The 12,773-nt window shown below is 48.9% G+C and carries 14 protein-coding genes; 4 read left to right on the plus strand and 10 right to left on the minus strand.

The genetic code is table 11. The features are described from left to right. Positions 1 to 160 precede the first annotated feature (160 nt). Complete coding sequence (ulaG, locus tag C4F37_RS18835) at positions 161 to 1,225, plus strand: L-ascorbate 6-phosphate lactonase (RefSeq protein ID WP_001301370.1); 1,065 nt, start codon at positions 161 to 163, stop codon at positions 1,223 to 1,225. A gap of 107 nt (positions 1,226 to 1,332) precedes the next feature. Continuing rightward, a complete protein-coding gene (ulaR, locus tag C4F37_RS18840; protein WP_000133631.1) occupies positions 1,333 to 2,088 on the plus strand; it encodes an HTH-type transcriptional regulator UlaR in 756 nt (251 codons plus the stop codon). On the opposite strand, the gene yjfP is transcribed toward ulaR, so the two are convergent. Further along, positions 2,085 to 2,834 carry an esterase gene (gene yjfP / locus C4F37_RS18845; RefSeq protein ID WP_000569723.1) on the minus strand — a complete coding sequence of 250 codons (750 nt, stop codon included), beginning with the start codon at positions 2,832 to 2,834 and terminating at the stop codon, positions 2,085 to 2,087. The genes ulaR and yjfP overlap by 4 nt on opposite strands. Before the next feature lie 181 nt (positions 2,835 to 3,015). Between yjfP and bsmA the strand changes: the two genes are divergently transcribed. Beyond that, positions 3,016 to 3,345 (plus strand): biofilm peroxide resistance protein BsmA, encoded by a 330-nt coding sequence (bsmA, locus tag C4F37_RS18850; protein WP_000254633.1) that lies wholly within the window; start codon positions 3,016 to 3,018, stop codon positions 3,343 to 3,345. Between the two features lie 148 nt (positions 3,346 to 3,493). Further along, complete coding sequence (gene yjfN, locus C4F37_RS18855) at positions 3,494 to 3,769, plus strand: DUF1471 family protease activator YjfN (protein ID WP_000811566.1); 276 nt, start codon at positions 3,494 to 3,496, stop codon at positions 3,767 to 3,769. Between the two features lie 116 nt (positions 3,770 to 3,885). Here the strand turns inward: yjfN and C4F37_RS18860 are convergent, their stop codons facing one another. The 9 genes from C4F37_RS18860 to C4F37_RS18900 all read right to left on the minus strand — a co-directional run bounded on the left by C4F37_RS18860 (position 3,886) and on the right by C4F37_RS18900 (position 12,773). Next, positions 3,886 to 5,511, minus strand: coding sequence for an isovaleryl-CoA dehydrogenase (locus C4F37_RS18860; protein WP_001540534.1), 1,626 nt, complete (start codon positions 5,509 to 5,511; stop codon positions 3,886 to 3,888). An 83-nt stretch (positions 5,512 to 5,594) separates the two neighbouring features. Beyond that, positions 5,595 to 6,758, minus strand: a complete 1,164-nt coding sequence (locus tag C4F37_RS18865; RefSeq protein ID WP_001774130.1) for a glutathionylspermidine synthase family protein — start codon at positions 6,756 to 6,758, stop codon at positions 5,595 to 5,597. 2 nt (positions 6,759 to 6,760) lie between these two features. After that, positions 6,761 to 7,399, minus strand: a complete 639-nt coding sequence (locus C4F37_RS18870) for a DUF1190 domain-containing protein (protein WP_001540531.1) — start codon at positions 7,397 to 7,399, stop codon at positions 6,761 to 6,763. Between the two features lie 9 nt (positions 7,400 to 7,408). Continuing rightward, the gene (locus C4F37_RS18875) at positions 7,409 to 7,807 is read right to left on the minus strand and encodes a DUF350 domain-containing protein (RefSeq protein ID WP_000547760.1); all 399 of its coding nucleotides are present in this window, start codon (positions 7,805 to 7,807) and stop codon (positions 7,409 to 7,411) included. Between the two features lie 17 nt (positions 7,808 to 7,824). After that, positions 7,825 to 8,484 carry a YjfK family protein gene (locus tag C4F37_RS18880; protein ID WP_000012578.1) on the minus strand — a complete coding sequence of 220 codons (660 nt, stop codon included), beginning with the start codon at positions 8,482 to 8,484 and terminating at the stop codon, positions 7,825 to 7,827. Between the two features lie 50 nt (positions 8,485 to 8,534). Then, positions 8,535 to 9,233: a PspA/IM30 family protein gene (locus tag C4F37_RS18885; RefSeq protein ID WP_000511964.1), complete on the minus strand. Its 699-nt coding sequence runs from the start codon at positions 9,231 to 9,233 to the stop codon at positions 8,535 to 8,537. An 18-nt stretch (positions 9,234 to 9,251) separates the two neighbouring features. Continuing rightward, positions 9,252 to 9,653 carry a YjfI family protein gene (locus C4F37_RS18890; RefSeq protein WP_000220137.1) on the minus strand — a complete coding sequence of 134 codons (402 nt, stop codon included), beginning with the start codon at positions 9,651 to 9,653 and terminating at the stop codon, positions 9,252 to 9,254. Positions 9,654 to 9,842: 189 nt separating this feature from the next. Further along, on the minus strand, positions 9,843 to 11,438 hold the full coding sequence (locus tag C4F37_RS18895; protein WP_024186871.1) for a UxaA family hydrolase: 1,596 nt from the start codon (positions 11,436 to 11,438) through the stop codon (positions 9,843 to 9,845). Between the two features lie 33 nt (positions 11,439 to 11,471). Beyond that, the gene (locus tag C4F37_RS18900; RefSeq protein ID WP_001774129.1) at positions 11,472 to 12,773 is read right to left on the minus strand and encodes an MFS transporter; all 1,302 of its coding nucleotides are present in this window, start codon (positions 12,771 to 12,773) and stop codon (positions 11,472 to 11,474) included.

Below are 12,773 nucleotides of genomic sequence, written 5' to 3' on the forward strand. Positions count from 1 at the left end.
ACTACACATTCCATTAAATCTTTCCACACTCAAAATCAACAACAACTTCCCTGGCAAAAAGTCAAAAAATGGTCATTGCCTTCCTGAAAAAATAGTGTCAGGATTAATCAAAACCAATCACATATTGATTCGAATTAAACTATCATGAAGGTAAATGGCGATGAGTAAAGTGAAAAGTATCACCCGTGAATCCTGGATCCTGAGCACTTTCCCGGAGTGGGGTAGCTGGTTGAATGAAGAAATTGAACAAGAACAGGTCGCTCCTGGCACATTTGCGATGTGGTGGCTTGGCTGCACCGGGATCTGGTTAAAATCGGAAGGTGGCACCAACGTTTGCGTTGATTTCTGGTGCGGCACTGGCAAACAAAGTCACGGTAACCCGTTAATGAAACAGGGTCACCAAATGCAGCGCATGGCTGGCGTGAAAAAACTGCAGCCAAACCTGCGCACCACCCCGTTTGTTCTTGATCCGTTTGCGATTCGCCAGGTCGACGCGGTACTGGCGACTCACGATCACAACGATCATATCGACGTCAACGTCGCTGCTGCTGTGATGCAGAACTGTGCTGATGACGTACCGTTCATTGGACCGAAAACCTGTGTGGATTTGTGGATTGGCTGGGGCGTACCGAAAGAGCGTTGCATCGTGGTCAAACCGGGCGATGTTGTAAAAGTGAAAGACATTGAAATTCATGCGCTTGACGCTTTCGACCGTACTGCACTGATCACCCTGCCTGCCGATCAAAAAGCGGCTGGCGTACTGCCGGACGGCATGGACGATCGCGCGGTGAACTATCTGTTCAAAACGCCTGGCGGCTCCCTGTATCACAGCGGCGACTCCCACTACTCTAACTATTATGCGAAGCACGGTAACGAACATCAGATCGACGTGGCTTTAGGTTCATACGGCGAAAACCCGCGCGGTATCACCGACAAAATGACCAGCGCCGATATGCTGCGTATGGGTGAAGCCCTGAATGCGAAAGTGGTTATCCCGTTCCACCACGATATCTGGTCAAACTTCCAGGCCGATCCGCAAGAGATCCGCGTGCTGTGGGAGATGAAAAAAGATCGTCTGAAGTATGGCTTCAAGCCGTTTATCTGGCAGGTTGGCGGCAAATTTACCTGGCCGCTGGATAAAGACAACTTCGAGTACCACTATCCGCGCGGTTTCGATGATTGCTTCACTATTGAACCGGATCTGCCGTTCAAGTCATTCCTGTAATCTGTCGTTTATACCGGATAGCGTGGAGTAGTTCGCGCTATCCGGCGTAGTATTTCCTGGCTATTTCAAATATCATCTAAAAAAATCAAATTTTATCGGAATAGCTCATGACTGAAGCACAAAGACATCAAATCCTCCTGGAAATGCTCGCACAATTGGGCTTTGTGACCGTTGAGAAAGTCGTTGAGCGTCTGGGAATTTCGCCTGCCACTGCGCGACGCGATATCAATAAACTTGACGAAAGCGGCAAACTGAAAAAAGTGCGCAATGGCGCAGAAGCTATTACCCAACAGCGCCCGCGCTGGACGCCGATGAATCTGCATCAGGCGCAGAATCACGATGAAAAAGTACGTATCGCTAAAGCGGCCTCGCAGCTGGTTAATCCGGGCGAAAGCGTAGTCATCAACTGCGGCTCCACCGCGTTTCTGCTTGGGCGGGAAATGTGTGGCAAGCCAGTGCAAATCATCACTAATTATCTACCGCTGGCAAATTACCTGATCGATCAAGAACATGACAGCGTGATCATTATGGGCGGACAGTACAACAAAAGTCAGTCCATCACTTTAAGCCCGCAGGGCAGCGAAAACAGTCTCTATGCCGGGCACTGGATGTTTACCAGCGGCAAAGGACTGACAGCAGAAGGGTTGTATAAAACCGATATGCTGACGGCAATGGCAGAGCAGAAGATGCTGAGCGTGGTAGGGAAACTGGTGGTACTGGTTGATAGCAGTAAGATTGGCGAACGCGCGGGAATGCTTTTTAGCCGTGCCGATCAAATTGATATGCTGATCACCGGCAAAAATGCTAACCCGGAAATCCTGCAACAACTGGAAGCGCAAGGGGTCAGCATTCTGCGTGTTTAAAGATGCTGGCGGAAAAATGTCACTGCAGCATCTAACGCCTCAGGCGTAATGCGGTGACGCACGCCTGGCTGCCATGAACAGGTTAGCAGTTTATCCCGTCCCGTCTCGCTTAAGGCCTGCTGCAAACGTAGTGATTCATCGGCAGGCACAACGTCATCGTCGAGGCCATGCCACAGCAGTAGAGGTCTGTCACCAAGTTGTTCCAGGTGGTTTGTCGCTTCCCACTCTGCCAGCGGCGCGACAATGTTATTGAATTCATTCTGTTGTGCTGCCGTTTCAGGTATCAGCGGTGGAAACAGTGAACGGGCGAGCGATGTAAAATAGCCTGATCCCATCATACTGGCGGTACATTTCACCGTGGGGTGGCGAGCGGTAATTCCCAGTGCCGTCATCGCGCCCATCGACGCGCCACCGACTGCCAGACGGTCATCACGCAGCCAGTTTTCTTCGGCTATTGCCGCACGTAAAGTAGTGAATTCCTGCATACTTTGTAGCAAGATTTGCCAGAATTGATTTAACCGCCGCGCTTCGTCGCCACTAAAACGGCTACCGTGATCGGGCGCATCCGGCATGATCACCCGCAAACCAGCCTGCGCCAGCGCAACGGCAAAATAGCTATACACCAGGCTGGATGAAGTAAAGCCGTGATAAAAAATTACGCACGGTAACGGGGTATCTTTTTGCCCGACAGGATAAGCATGAAGAACGGGAATATCTGCCAGCTCGCGTGATTCTATTTCAATCATCTGTCTCTCCTTTTTGTCTGGTATGACATGAAGAAATCCTTAGCACAAGTTTCTGCTGGCGGTATTAGTTCATAATGTTGAGATGTGGGTTACGCTTTCGTCACGTTTTCATTCGAAAATCGCGTACCAGGTAACAATTCGGGAACATTCCCCCAAAGTTAAATTAATAAGGCACTACACTATGGTTAGCAGGAAACGTAATAGCGTTATTTACCGGTTTGCCAGTTTATTATTGGTGTTGATGTTAAGTGCCTGTAGCGCACTGCAAGGTACGCCACAGCCAGCACCGCCAGTAACGGACCATCCGCAAGAGATTCGCCGCGACCAGACGCAAGGGTTACAGCGAATAGGTAGCGTAAGCACGATGGTTCGGGGTTCTCCGGATGACGCATTAGCAGAAATCAAAGCGAAAGCTGTCGCTGCAAAAGCTGATTATTACGTTGTCGTCATGGTGGACGAAACCATCGTGACAGGACAGTGGTATTCACAAGCCATTTTGTACCGTAAATAAATCAGACAACTTACATAGTCAGCTTTACATTGCTTTGCGTCCCTATGCGTTTACCTGTGCACAATAAATTACCGGCTGGAAGCCTGGGCGTTTATTACCGCGATGGAATGCCCTGCAACATGTGGGGAAACGAAAAATGGAGCTGACGATGAAACAATTACTTGCCTCACCCTCGCTGCAATTAGTGACTTATCCTGCGAGCGCCACGGCACAGTCTGCAGAATTCGCCAGTGCTGACTGCGTGACGGGCCTGAATGAAATAGGTCAGATCTCAGTTAGCAATATTTCAGGGGATCCGCAGGACGTGGAACGTATCGTGGCGTTAAAGGCCGATGAACAAGGTGCGTCATGGTACCGCATTATTACCATGTACGAAGACCAGCAGCCTGATAACTGGCGCGTACAGGCAATACTGTATGCATGAGTGTCATCTACAGCAAATGAACAATGCCGGATGCGGCGCGAGCGCCTTGTCCGGCCTACAATTTTCACATATTTCATTGAGTTAATCGAAACCAGCGTCGCATCAGTCGTATACGCTTACACACACACTCCCCCCGTCGCCCGCAGCAATAAATCATTCTGGATCTGCTCTGACAACCGTACGCCGCCGCGCGTATCTAACATCACCTGACACCACGCCTGCGCCATTGGCGGAGAGGCATATTTCAACATTTGCGCACCGCAGCCCAGCAGGAATAGCTGATGAGTAATTTCTCGCCCCAGTTCTTCAGCTGGCTTACGCAGCTGCTGCTGTAAACGACGAACCGCGCGATCAAAATAACGATCCTGCCCTTTCACTTCCAAAAATGCTTCCGACAATAAGTCGTATACGCCCGCTTGCTTATTGAGAACGCGCAGCACATCCAGGCACATAATATTGCCGGAACCTTCCCAAATACTGTTTACCGGCATCTCCCGGTAAAGCCGCGGCAGCTCGCTCTCCTCGCAATAACCAATGCCGCCCAGCACCTCCATCGCTTCGGCCACAAACGGCATACCTCGTTTGCAGATCACAAATTTTGCCGCAGGTGTAAATAAACGCGCCCACAGAGCTTCTTTGGCATCGGCGCGCCGGTCCCACGCTCGCGCAAGACGAAACAGCAACGCCGTTTGCCCTTCAAGCTGAAGTGCCATGCGACTTAAGACATGACGCATAAGGGGCTGTTGGATCAATGGATTACCAAAAACATGGCGTTGATGTGCATGATAAATCGCCAGCGAAAATGCACGGCGCATCATGGCATGGCTACCTAGGGCGCAATCAAAACGCGTCATCCCCCCCATTTTCAGGATCAGACGAACTCCTTCCCCTTCCTGCCCCAACAACCAGCCAATGGCATCCTGAAACTCCACTTCGCAGCTGGCGTTAGAGCGATTACCCAGCTTATCTTTCAGCCGCTCGAGGCGAATCGCGTTGCGTTGCCCGTCAGGCAAAAAGCGCGGCACAAAAAAGCAGGACAAACCGCCCGTAGTCTGCGCCAGCACCAGATGCGCATCGCTTTGCGGCGCCGAGAAAAACCATTTATGCCCCACCAGCCGATAAGAGCCATCTTCCAGGCGCTCTGCGCGGGTGGTGTTGCTCATGACATCGGAACCGCCCTGCTTTTCCGTCATTCCCATGCCAATCAACAAACCGCGTTTTTGCCCACCTGGCAATAAGTGAGAATCGTAGCGATCGCTCAGCAGCGGCGTGGTCCAGTCCTGAAACGGCGTGGGTAACATCTGTAACAACAATGGCGTGGCGGCAAAGGTCATGGTTATCGGACATAACGACCCAGCCTCAACCTGCGCATGTAACATAAAACGCGCCGCGCGCGCCACAAATGCGCCGGAGCGAGCGTCTTCTTCCCAGGCAAGATTGTGCACCCGATTGGTACATAGTGCCTGCATCAGCAGGTGCCAGGCGGGGTGAAAACGCACATCGTCCAGACGGCGTCCTTGCGCATCGTAGCGCAATAATTCAGGCGGATTCACATTCGCCAGCCGCCCCAGTTCAAGGGATTCAGCCGTTCCTAACTGCTGACCAATACTGGCTAGAAAATCGCTATCCCAGCCAGCACCTTCACGCGTTACCGCTTCGCAGAGCGCGCCATCAGACAGGTATAAGTTGCTGTTATTTAATGGTATAGGTTGATTAAAAACGATGTGAGTTTGCCAGTGCACTGTGTCTCCCTCCATCAATGGCAGTCACCATTAGTATGGTCACTGCCATGGATTCATGACAGAAAGAGATTGCTAAAACATTCTTATCCAGCAATGTAATGCGGAACGAAACGTGAGGTGTCTTTGGTGATCAGCGTGTTATCTTCACGGATCCCCATTCCGCACGCTTCATCATCGACAATCCAGCTACCGATGAGTGTGTAGCTATCGCCAAATCGCGGCAGAGGTTGAAACGCCTGGTAGATCATCGGTTCATCGGCGTAATCACCATCAGCGTGGTCAACGACGTTATTGTGACCGTCGAAAATGGTGACATTTCCGCCTTCGCGCGAGTAGATCGGTTTACGCACATAGCTTTCGCCAGCGGCAATCTGCGGTTTTTCACCCTCAAACCAGGATGCAAGAAGGTTAGGATGACCAGGGAAGAAGCGCCAAAGCAGCGGCATTAGCCCTTTATTACTCAAGATACTTTTCCATAACGGCTCCACCCATTGCTCGCGACGCTTGCGCAGCAGCGGACCATTATCGTCACGCATCATCCACTCCAGCGGATACAGCTTAAATGCACGCTGGATGACATTATCATCAAGATCGGTCAGTACGCCGCCGACGCCCAAACCGAGATCTTCAATGTAGATAAACCGCGACTCCTGCCCTGCCTGCTGGGCGCAGTCCTGCAAGTACAGCACGGTACTCCTGTCTTCATCGGTGTCCTGACAGCAGCAAAAATAAAACGGTTCCCGACTGTAAAGCTCGCTAAAGCGTGAAATCAGGCGTTCCTGAATAGCATTGTACTGATCGGCATCACGCGGAATAATGCCGCTGCGCCGGGCATCCTCCAGCCACAGCCACTGGAAATAAGCCGACTCGTACAATGAAGTTGGCGTATCGGCGTTGTACTCCAGCAGATTCACCGGCGCATTGCCACACCAGGCAAAATCCATCCGTCCATACAGCGAAGGATCGCGTGCGCGCCAGCTTTCAGCGATCACATCCCAGTACAACGGCGGGATCGCCAGTTGCGTCAGGATCTCTTCATCTTTTACCGCGCGATCCACCACCTCAAGGCACATCTGATGCAGTTCCGCAGTCGGTTTTTCGATCTGCTCTTCAATCTGGCGCAGAGTAAAACGGTAAGCCCGACTCTCATCCCAATAGATTTCATTGTCGATGATATGAAAGTCGAAACCGTTGTTAGCGGCGATCTGGTCCAGATCCCGTCGCACAGGAACGTTGTGTCTCAGCATGATTAGCCTCCCCAATGCCCACGGGCGCTGGAAGAACGACCATAGCCGCCGCGCGAAACGGTTGACGCTTTTTTGGTGGTAAAGCCGCCTGAAGAGTAAGACTCTTTTTTGCCAGAACCGGAGCGCCAGGAGTAATCACCGGAAGTGTTGCGCCAGACGGGGCGGGAAGTAAATGAGGATCCGCCGCTGTTATAGACGAACGGCTCATCGCGATCTTTACGAATAACCCGGCTTAACAAAAATCCAGAAACGACCGGGATCCAACTCTGTTCAACATTGTCGTAGTAGCAATTTTCGTACTTAGACTGACAATTCTGCTGAGTCATATTCTTCGGAACATCGGCATAAAATGCCGCTTTGGCGTTGTTCCAGCCACGCGCGCAAATGTCGGCATTATTACCGTCATCAATACAATCCTGCACTGTCGCGTAAAACGTTCCGTCGCCGTCGTTATCGACATCGCTACTATCGCTACAACCTTTCAATACGAAAAAAGCGGCACCGCCCATTAGCGCCAACGTTAAGTATTTTTGTGCGTAGCGATTGCGACGCGGTTCAAAAGGATTATTCGGTCTACCAATGCGACTAATCGCTCCGTGACCAATTTTACTGTTATTTCTTGATTTGCGTTTTCTGGCCATGATCGTCCATTACCATGTCATACAAGCTGCGTTAAAAATACCGCCAGCCAGCGCGGCGGTTCCCATAAACATTCCTGCTGCGGTATTGTGATTAATAATTTTTTCGCTTAATGCGGGCATATAAAGTCTGACACCAGCAAAAACGAGTAACTGAATCACCAGTGCAATCCCGCCCCAGGCGAAATAATCTGGAATACTCACCGCATTGATTGCCGCACTGGATAAGGGGATAACGTAACCCAACAATGTACCGCTGAACGCCAGTGACGCCGCGGTATTATTGTTTTTGATTAACTGCCATTCGTTGTGCGGTGTAATTTTGGAGTAGATAAACAGAAAAATAATCACCATCGCCACGCCAATAAAAAAATAGGCACTAAAGGCAAGAAGTGAATCCAGTATATGCATTGTAAACGTCCTTGTAATTAACCAATAATATGAAGTGATGTCAGCGGGATATCGACACCCAACGCGCGCGAAAATAACCACTCTGGCTCACCGAGATCGTTAAAAGATTCCTCACCATTTAGCAGCAAATATTCGTAAGTATCTTCGGTCACTTGCCGCTGGTAGCCCATGGTAAAATTATGGACTTCCCATTTAGCATGATTTTGATTTTCTACTTTTTCCAGCATGTAGACGGGTTCGATATTTCCCGGTTCTTCGCTGTTAAAAAATCGCTGCCAGCGTTTTTCCTGCCAGTTTAAGGTCATTGCCCCCATCGTTTTGGCGTTGATCGCCTCGCGCCAGTGACTCTCTTTACTGATACCGTAGCTCTCTTCATAGACAAAGAGCTTGATATCATCAATGTCATCAATATCTTCGCCGCCGGTGGTATTGATTTGCAGAAACTCATCGCCTGAAGTGTAGTAGCGGAAAATCTGACTACCGCCGCCCAGATCGATGTGGCTGACAGCGGCTACCGTAAATTCCTCACCCGGCAGCGCAATCAGCAATTCATCTTCCAGCAAACGAAACGCTAACGTGTCGAGCGTAAAGCCACTATTGAGATGAAGTCCCAGCGGACCGCGAGCGATAGCAGGCTTATTATACTTGCCAAACAGACGCTGGAAAAAACCAGACATATTTTATCCTTAAAATAGTTGCCAGCCTTGCAGTGAGGCTGGCAAAAAAATTACTCGCCCTGTTGGCGTTGCAGTCTTGCTAATACATCCTGGGCGCTACTTTTATTGCTACCGCCAATTCCGGCTTCCGCCAGCTTTTCGTCAAGGTCGCGACCGTCTGCGACTTTCTCCAACTGTGCGGCAGCATCCAGGCGAGCCTGACGTTCGGCCTGACGCGTTTGCAGGCGTTTTAAGGATTCTGCCGCTGTCGAAACGCTGGAAGATGCGCCAACGGTAGAGGTTGTTACAGCCTGTTGTGCACGCTGCATGGCTTCAGTGGCTTTAACGACTTCCATTTGCTGCTCAAACTGAGCGATACGCTGCGCTGTCGCTGTAACTGCTTTTTCCACGCCATCACGGGAGACTTCCAGATTCGACAACACTTGCTCTTCAGTGGTAATGAGATTCTCAAGGCGCGCGATTTCTTCAGCAACTTCGTTAATCAACGACGGATTAACGTTCTTGCTTAACGCTTCCAGCGCACGGGCTTCCAGACTGGCTTTGCGCTCACGTAAATCTTTCAGCTTATCGTGACTTAATTTCACCCGCGCCAGCAGATCAACGCGAGATTTTCCGGCTTTATCGAGTTCAGCTTTAGCGTCACGGATATGCTGTTCCAGCATGCGCACGCCCTGGGTTTCTTCAATGGATTCTTCCGCCTGGGAGATAAACGATTTCCCCAGCGTAAATAAACTTTTTAAAATTCCCATAAATACCCGTCCTTGTAATTAGTGTGAATATTCTTCTGTAATTTCAGCCAGATCCAATGCGTTATCTACCAGCGAGGTTATCTCAAGCAGGATATCTTCAAGAGAAGATTTAAGCGATAACGCCCCGAAAACAATGTAATACTCTTCCTGTTGTACGCTGGAGATCCCTACCGATGACAACGGCATCATCTTCTGATTTCTTAATAAGAAGGTATTAAATTCATCTGGATTGCTGATACTACTCACCGGACAAATAAAGGTTTCGATAATCATTTGGCGGGAAGTAAAAAGAATATTGATTTGCAAATCGCCATAATCATTCATTTTAATAATTAATGCGCTCTCGCTATTTGTCACATCAATATTTTGTTCAGGTACAGTTTGCAGCGCCGTCGCCAGCGCCAACGGATTCCATGTCATATATTATTCCATATAGATTTAGTTTAAATATTAACAAAATGAATATTTGCAGTACATAATTATCTTACCAGCTATAGACAAAAAAAAACCATCCAAATCTGGATGGCTATTAAGAAGAACCAAAAATTTAACGCATGCATACGATAAAAAATGCGCCAGTCTACATACACTGACGCTAATGATTGGTCACTACAAGTCTAACGACCGCTTCCACAACATAAAATCAAACTGTTCGAGTTTGTCTGCCTTCACGACGTAGTCCTTACTGGCAGTTTCAATAACTTTTTCAAATAATTCTCTACTCACATCTTCCAGCGGAGTGCCGTCAATCACTGGGCCACAGTCGAAATCAATCATGTCAGACAATCGTCTGGCAATCGTGCTGTTGGTGGATATTTTTAACACCGGAACAATCGGGTTACCGGTGGGCGTACCAAGACCCGTCGAGAAGATAACCACATTACATCCTGCTGCTACCAATCCGGTTACCGCGTCCACGTCATTGCCCGGAGTACACACCAACGATAATCCACTATCGGGCATAGGTTCAGCGTAATCGCATACACTCACAATTGGCGCTCGCCCGCCTTTTTTCGCTGCTCCGGTAGATTTTATTGCGTCAGTAATCAACCCATCCGCGATGTTGCCAAAACTTGGGTTATCCGCAATGGTGGTATCGAAAAAGTTCGCTGTCTTTTCGTAGCCTTGCATTAGATTGAGGAACTTTTTTTTATCCTCAAGATTAATACAACGCTTAACCATATCACCTTCTGCCCCACATAATTCTGGAAATTCTGCTAACCCGGAAGCGCCACCAAGCGTTGTCAACCAGTCAGAAACCAGCCCCATTGCAGGGTTGCCGGAGATACCAGAAAAACCATCGGAACCACCACACTTCATCCCCACTTTGAGACAGGAAAGAGGGACCTCTACTCTTTCTGTCGGCTTCACCGCTTTCATTGCCTCGAAAGTCTGCTGTAAAGCGGTCTGCATCATCCGCTCTTCGCTGTCCCACTCCTGTTGGAGAAAGTAGAGCGCAGGTTTATCAAATTCAGGATTACGTCTCGCCAGCGCATCCTTAAACATTTTCTGCTGCGCTTTTTCACATCCTAAACTGAATACCGTCATACCGATTACATTCGGATGGTCAGCATAAGCAGCTAATACATCGCACATAGTTTCACAGTCTGAAGTTGCACCACCACAACCACTGGTGACCGTAATACAGCGAACACCTTCAATATGCGGAAACATTCTCGCGGTTTCGATCAGTTCATCGCTACCGGACGTCAGATTAAGAGCAAACTTTTTCAGTGAGTTATTGGTATAACCCAAAGCATCATTCAAAGCATTGGTTAACTTACTGACATTACGGTTCTCGCAAAATACCAATGGAAAGACTAACCAGTAACTGGCAGTACCCACTCTGCCATCGTCACGGACATAACCTTTAAAAGTGCGGGTGCTCCATTCAGAGACATCCGGTGCCTGCCAGTGGTAGGGTTCAACATCCTCCAGTGTGACAGGAGCTGCATAGTGGCGAATATTATCAACGGTAATCGCTTCTCCCTTAACGATGGGACGCGTGGCCTTGCCAACTGGCGTACCGTACATCGAAACAATGCCATCCAGAGGAATATCTTGCGTCGCAAACTTATGTTTAGCCTTAACATCAGTTACTAACGTTATGTTGTCGTCATCCCACGAGAACGATTCTCCAGCGTGCAGGTCTTTCAACGCGACAATGAGATTATCGTTACTGTCGATACGTAATATTTTTTGCATAATCATATTCTTCCAGTCAGATGTTCAATCTTATTAACTGTATGCTTTTGCTGCCTGTTGGCTCTTTTGCAGCAATCCAATCAATAATGCGCAGCCGATAGTAATTACAGACAACGCCATCAATCCGGCGATGCTGCAATCCATTGCCCGATCAACCTCAACACGGATAAGAGGAGCAAGGAACGAGCAGAAAGCGCCCATCGTGGTGCAAAAACCGATCCCCGCAGCCAGTGCCGGACCAGTAAGAAGTTGTGGAGGGAAAGTCCAGAATATTGGCTGTACTGAGAGGAAACCAACCGCACTTAAACAAAGTGCACCAATCGCCACAACAGGCCCCGCAAATGCGGAAAGGGCAAGGCCGACAGCAGCAGCCAACATACACATAACCGAAATGGCCACACGCCGGGAAGGATTGCGGTCAGCAATTCGCGGAATGTAATAGACACCAAAAGCAGAGCACGCCCATGGTATTGCCGCGACTAATGACTGCTTAAAGCCAAGGCTTTCTCCCATCAGCGATGCAACCTGTGACGGAAGGAAAAACATTAAACCATATACTGATATCTGGATGGTGCCGTAGATTAATGCCAGATGCCAAACTTTGGCATTTTTCAATGCTGAAATCACTGAACTGGTTTCTGTTTTCTGTCGTTCAGATTCCAGTTGCTTATTCAAAGCGTCTTTTTCTTCCTGGGTAAGAAATCGCGCTTTCGTCGGATTATCATCAAGGTAGAACCAGGCAAAGATACCAAGCACTAATGCCGGCAATCCCTCAATGACAAACATCCAGAACCATCCTGGACGTCCCATCCAGCCATGTAGTTCAAGTAAAGCTCCCGATATTGGCGAACCGAGCGTTAACGCCAGCGGCACCCCCAACACAAATATTCCCACGACCGACCCGCGAACCTTGTTAGGAAAATAAATGGATGCGAGCAGTAAAATTCCGGGATAGAACCCCGCCTCGCCCAGCCCTAACAGAAAGCGCAAAATAATAAATTGTGTTTCACTGGTGACAAATCCCGTCATTGCCGAGAGAAGGCCCCAAATTGCAGTTGTAATACTTAACCACTTTTGTGCGCCGATTTTATTGAGGATCAGGTTAGCTGGAATGCCGAAAAGTGCATAGGCAGCGAAAAATATTCCTGCACCGAGAGCGAATGCCGACTCTGATAATCCAATATCCAGTTTCATTGCATCTTTGGCAAAGCCAACATTTACCCGATCAATAAAGGCAACAAAATATATTATGAACATTAAGGGTACTAAACGTTTCCACGATTTTTGAATTGCGGAATTCAACAGCGGATTATCGTATTGGGTTATATTAGCCAT

This window comes from Escherichia sp. R1 (assembly GCF_003000935.1).
Classification (GTDB): domain Bacteria; phylum Pseudomonadota; class Gammaproteobacteria; order Enterobacterales; family Enterobacteriaceae; genus Escherichia; species Escherichia coli.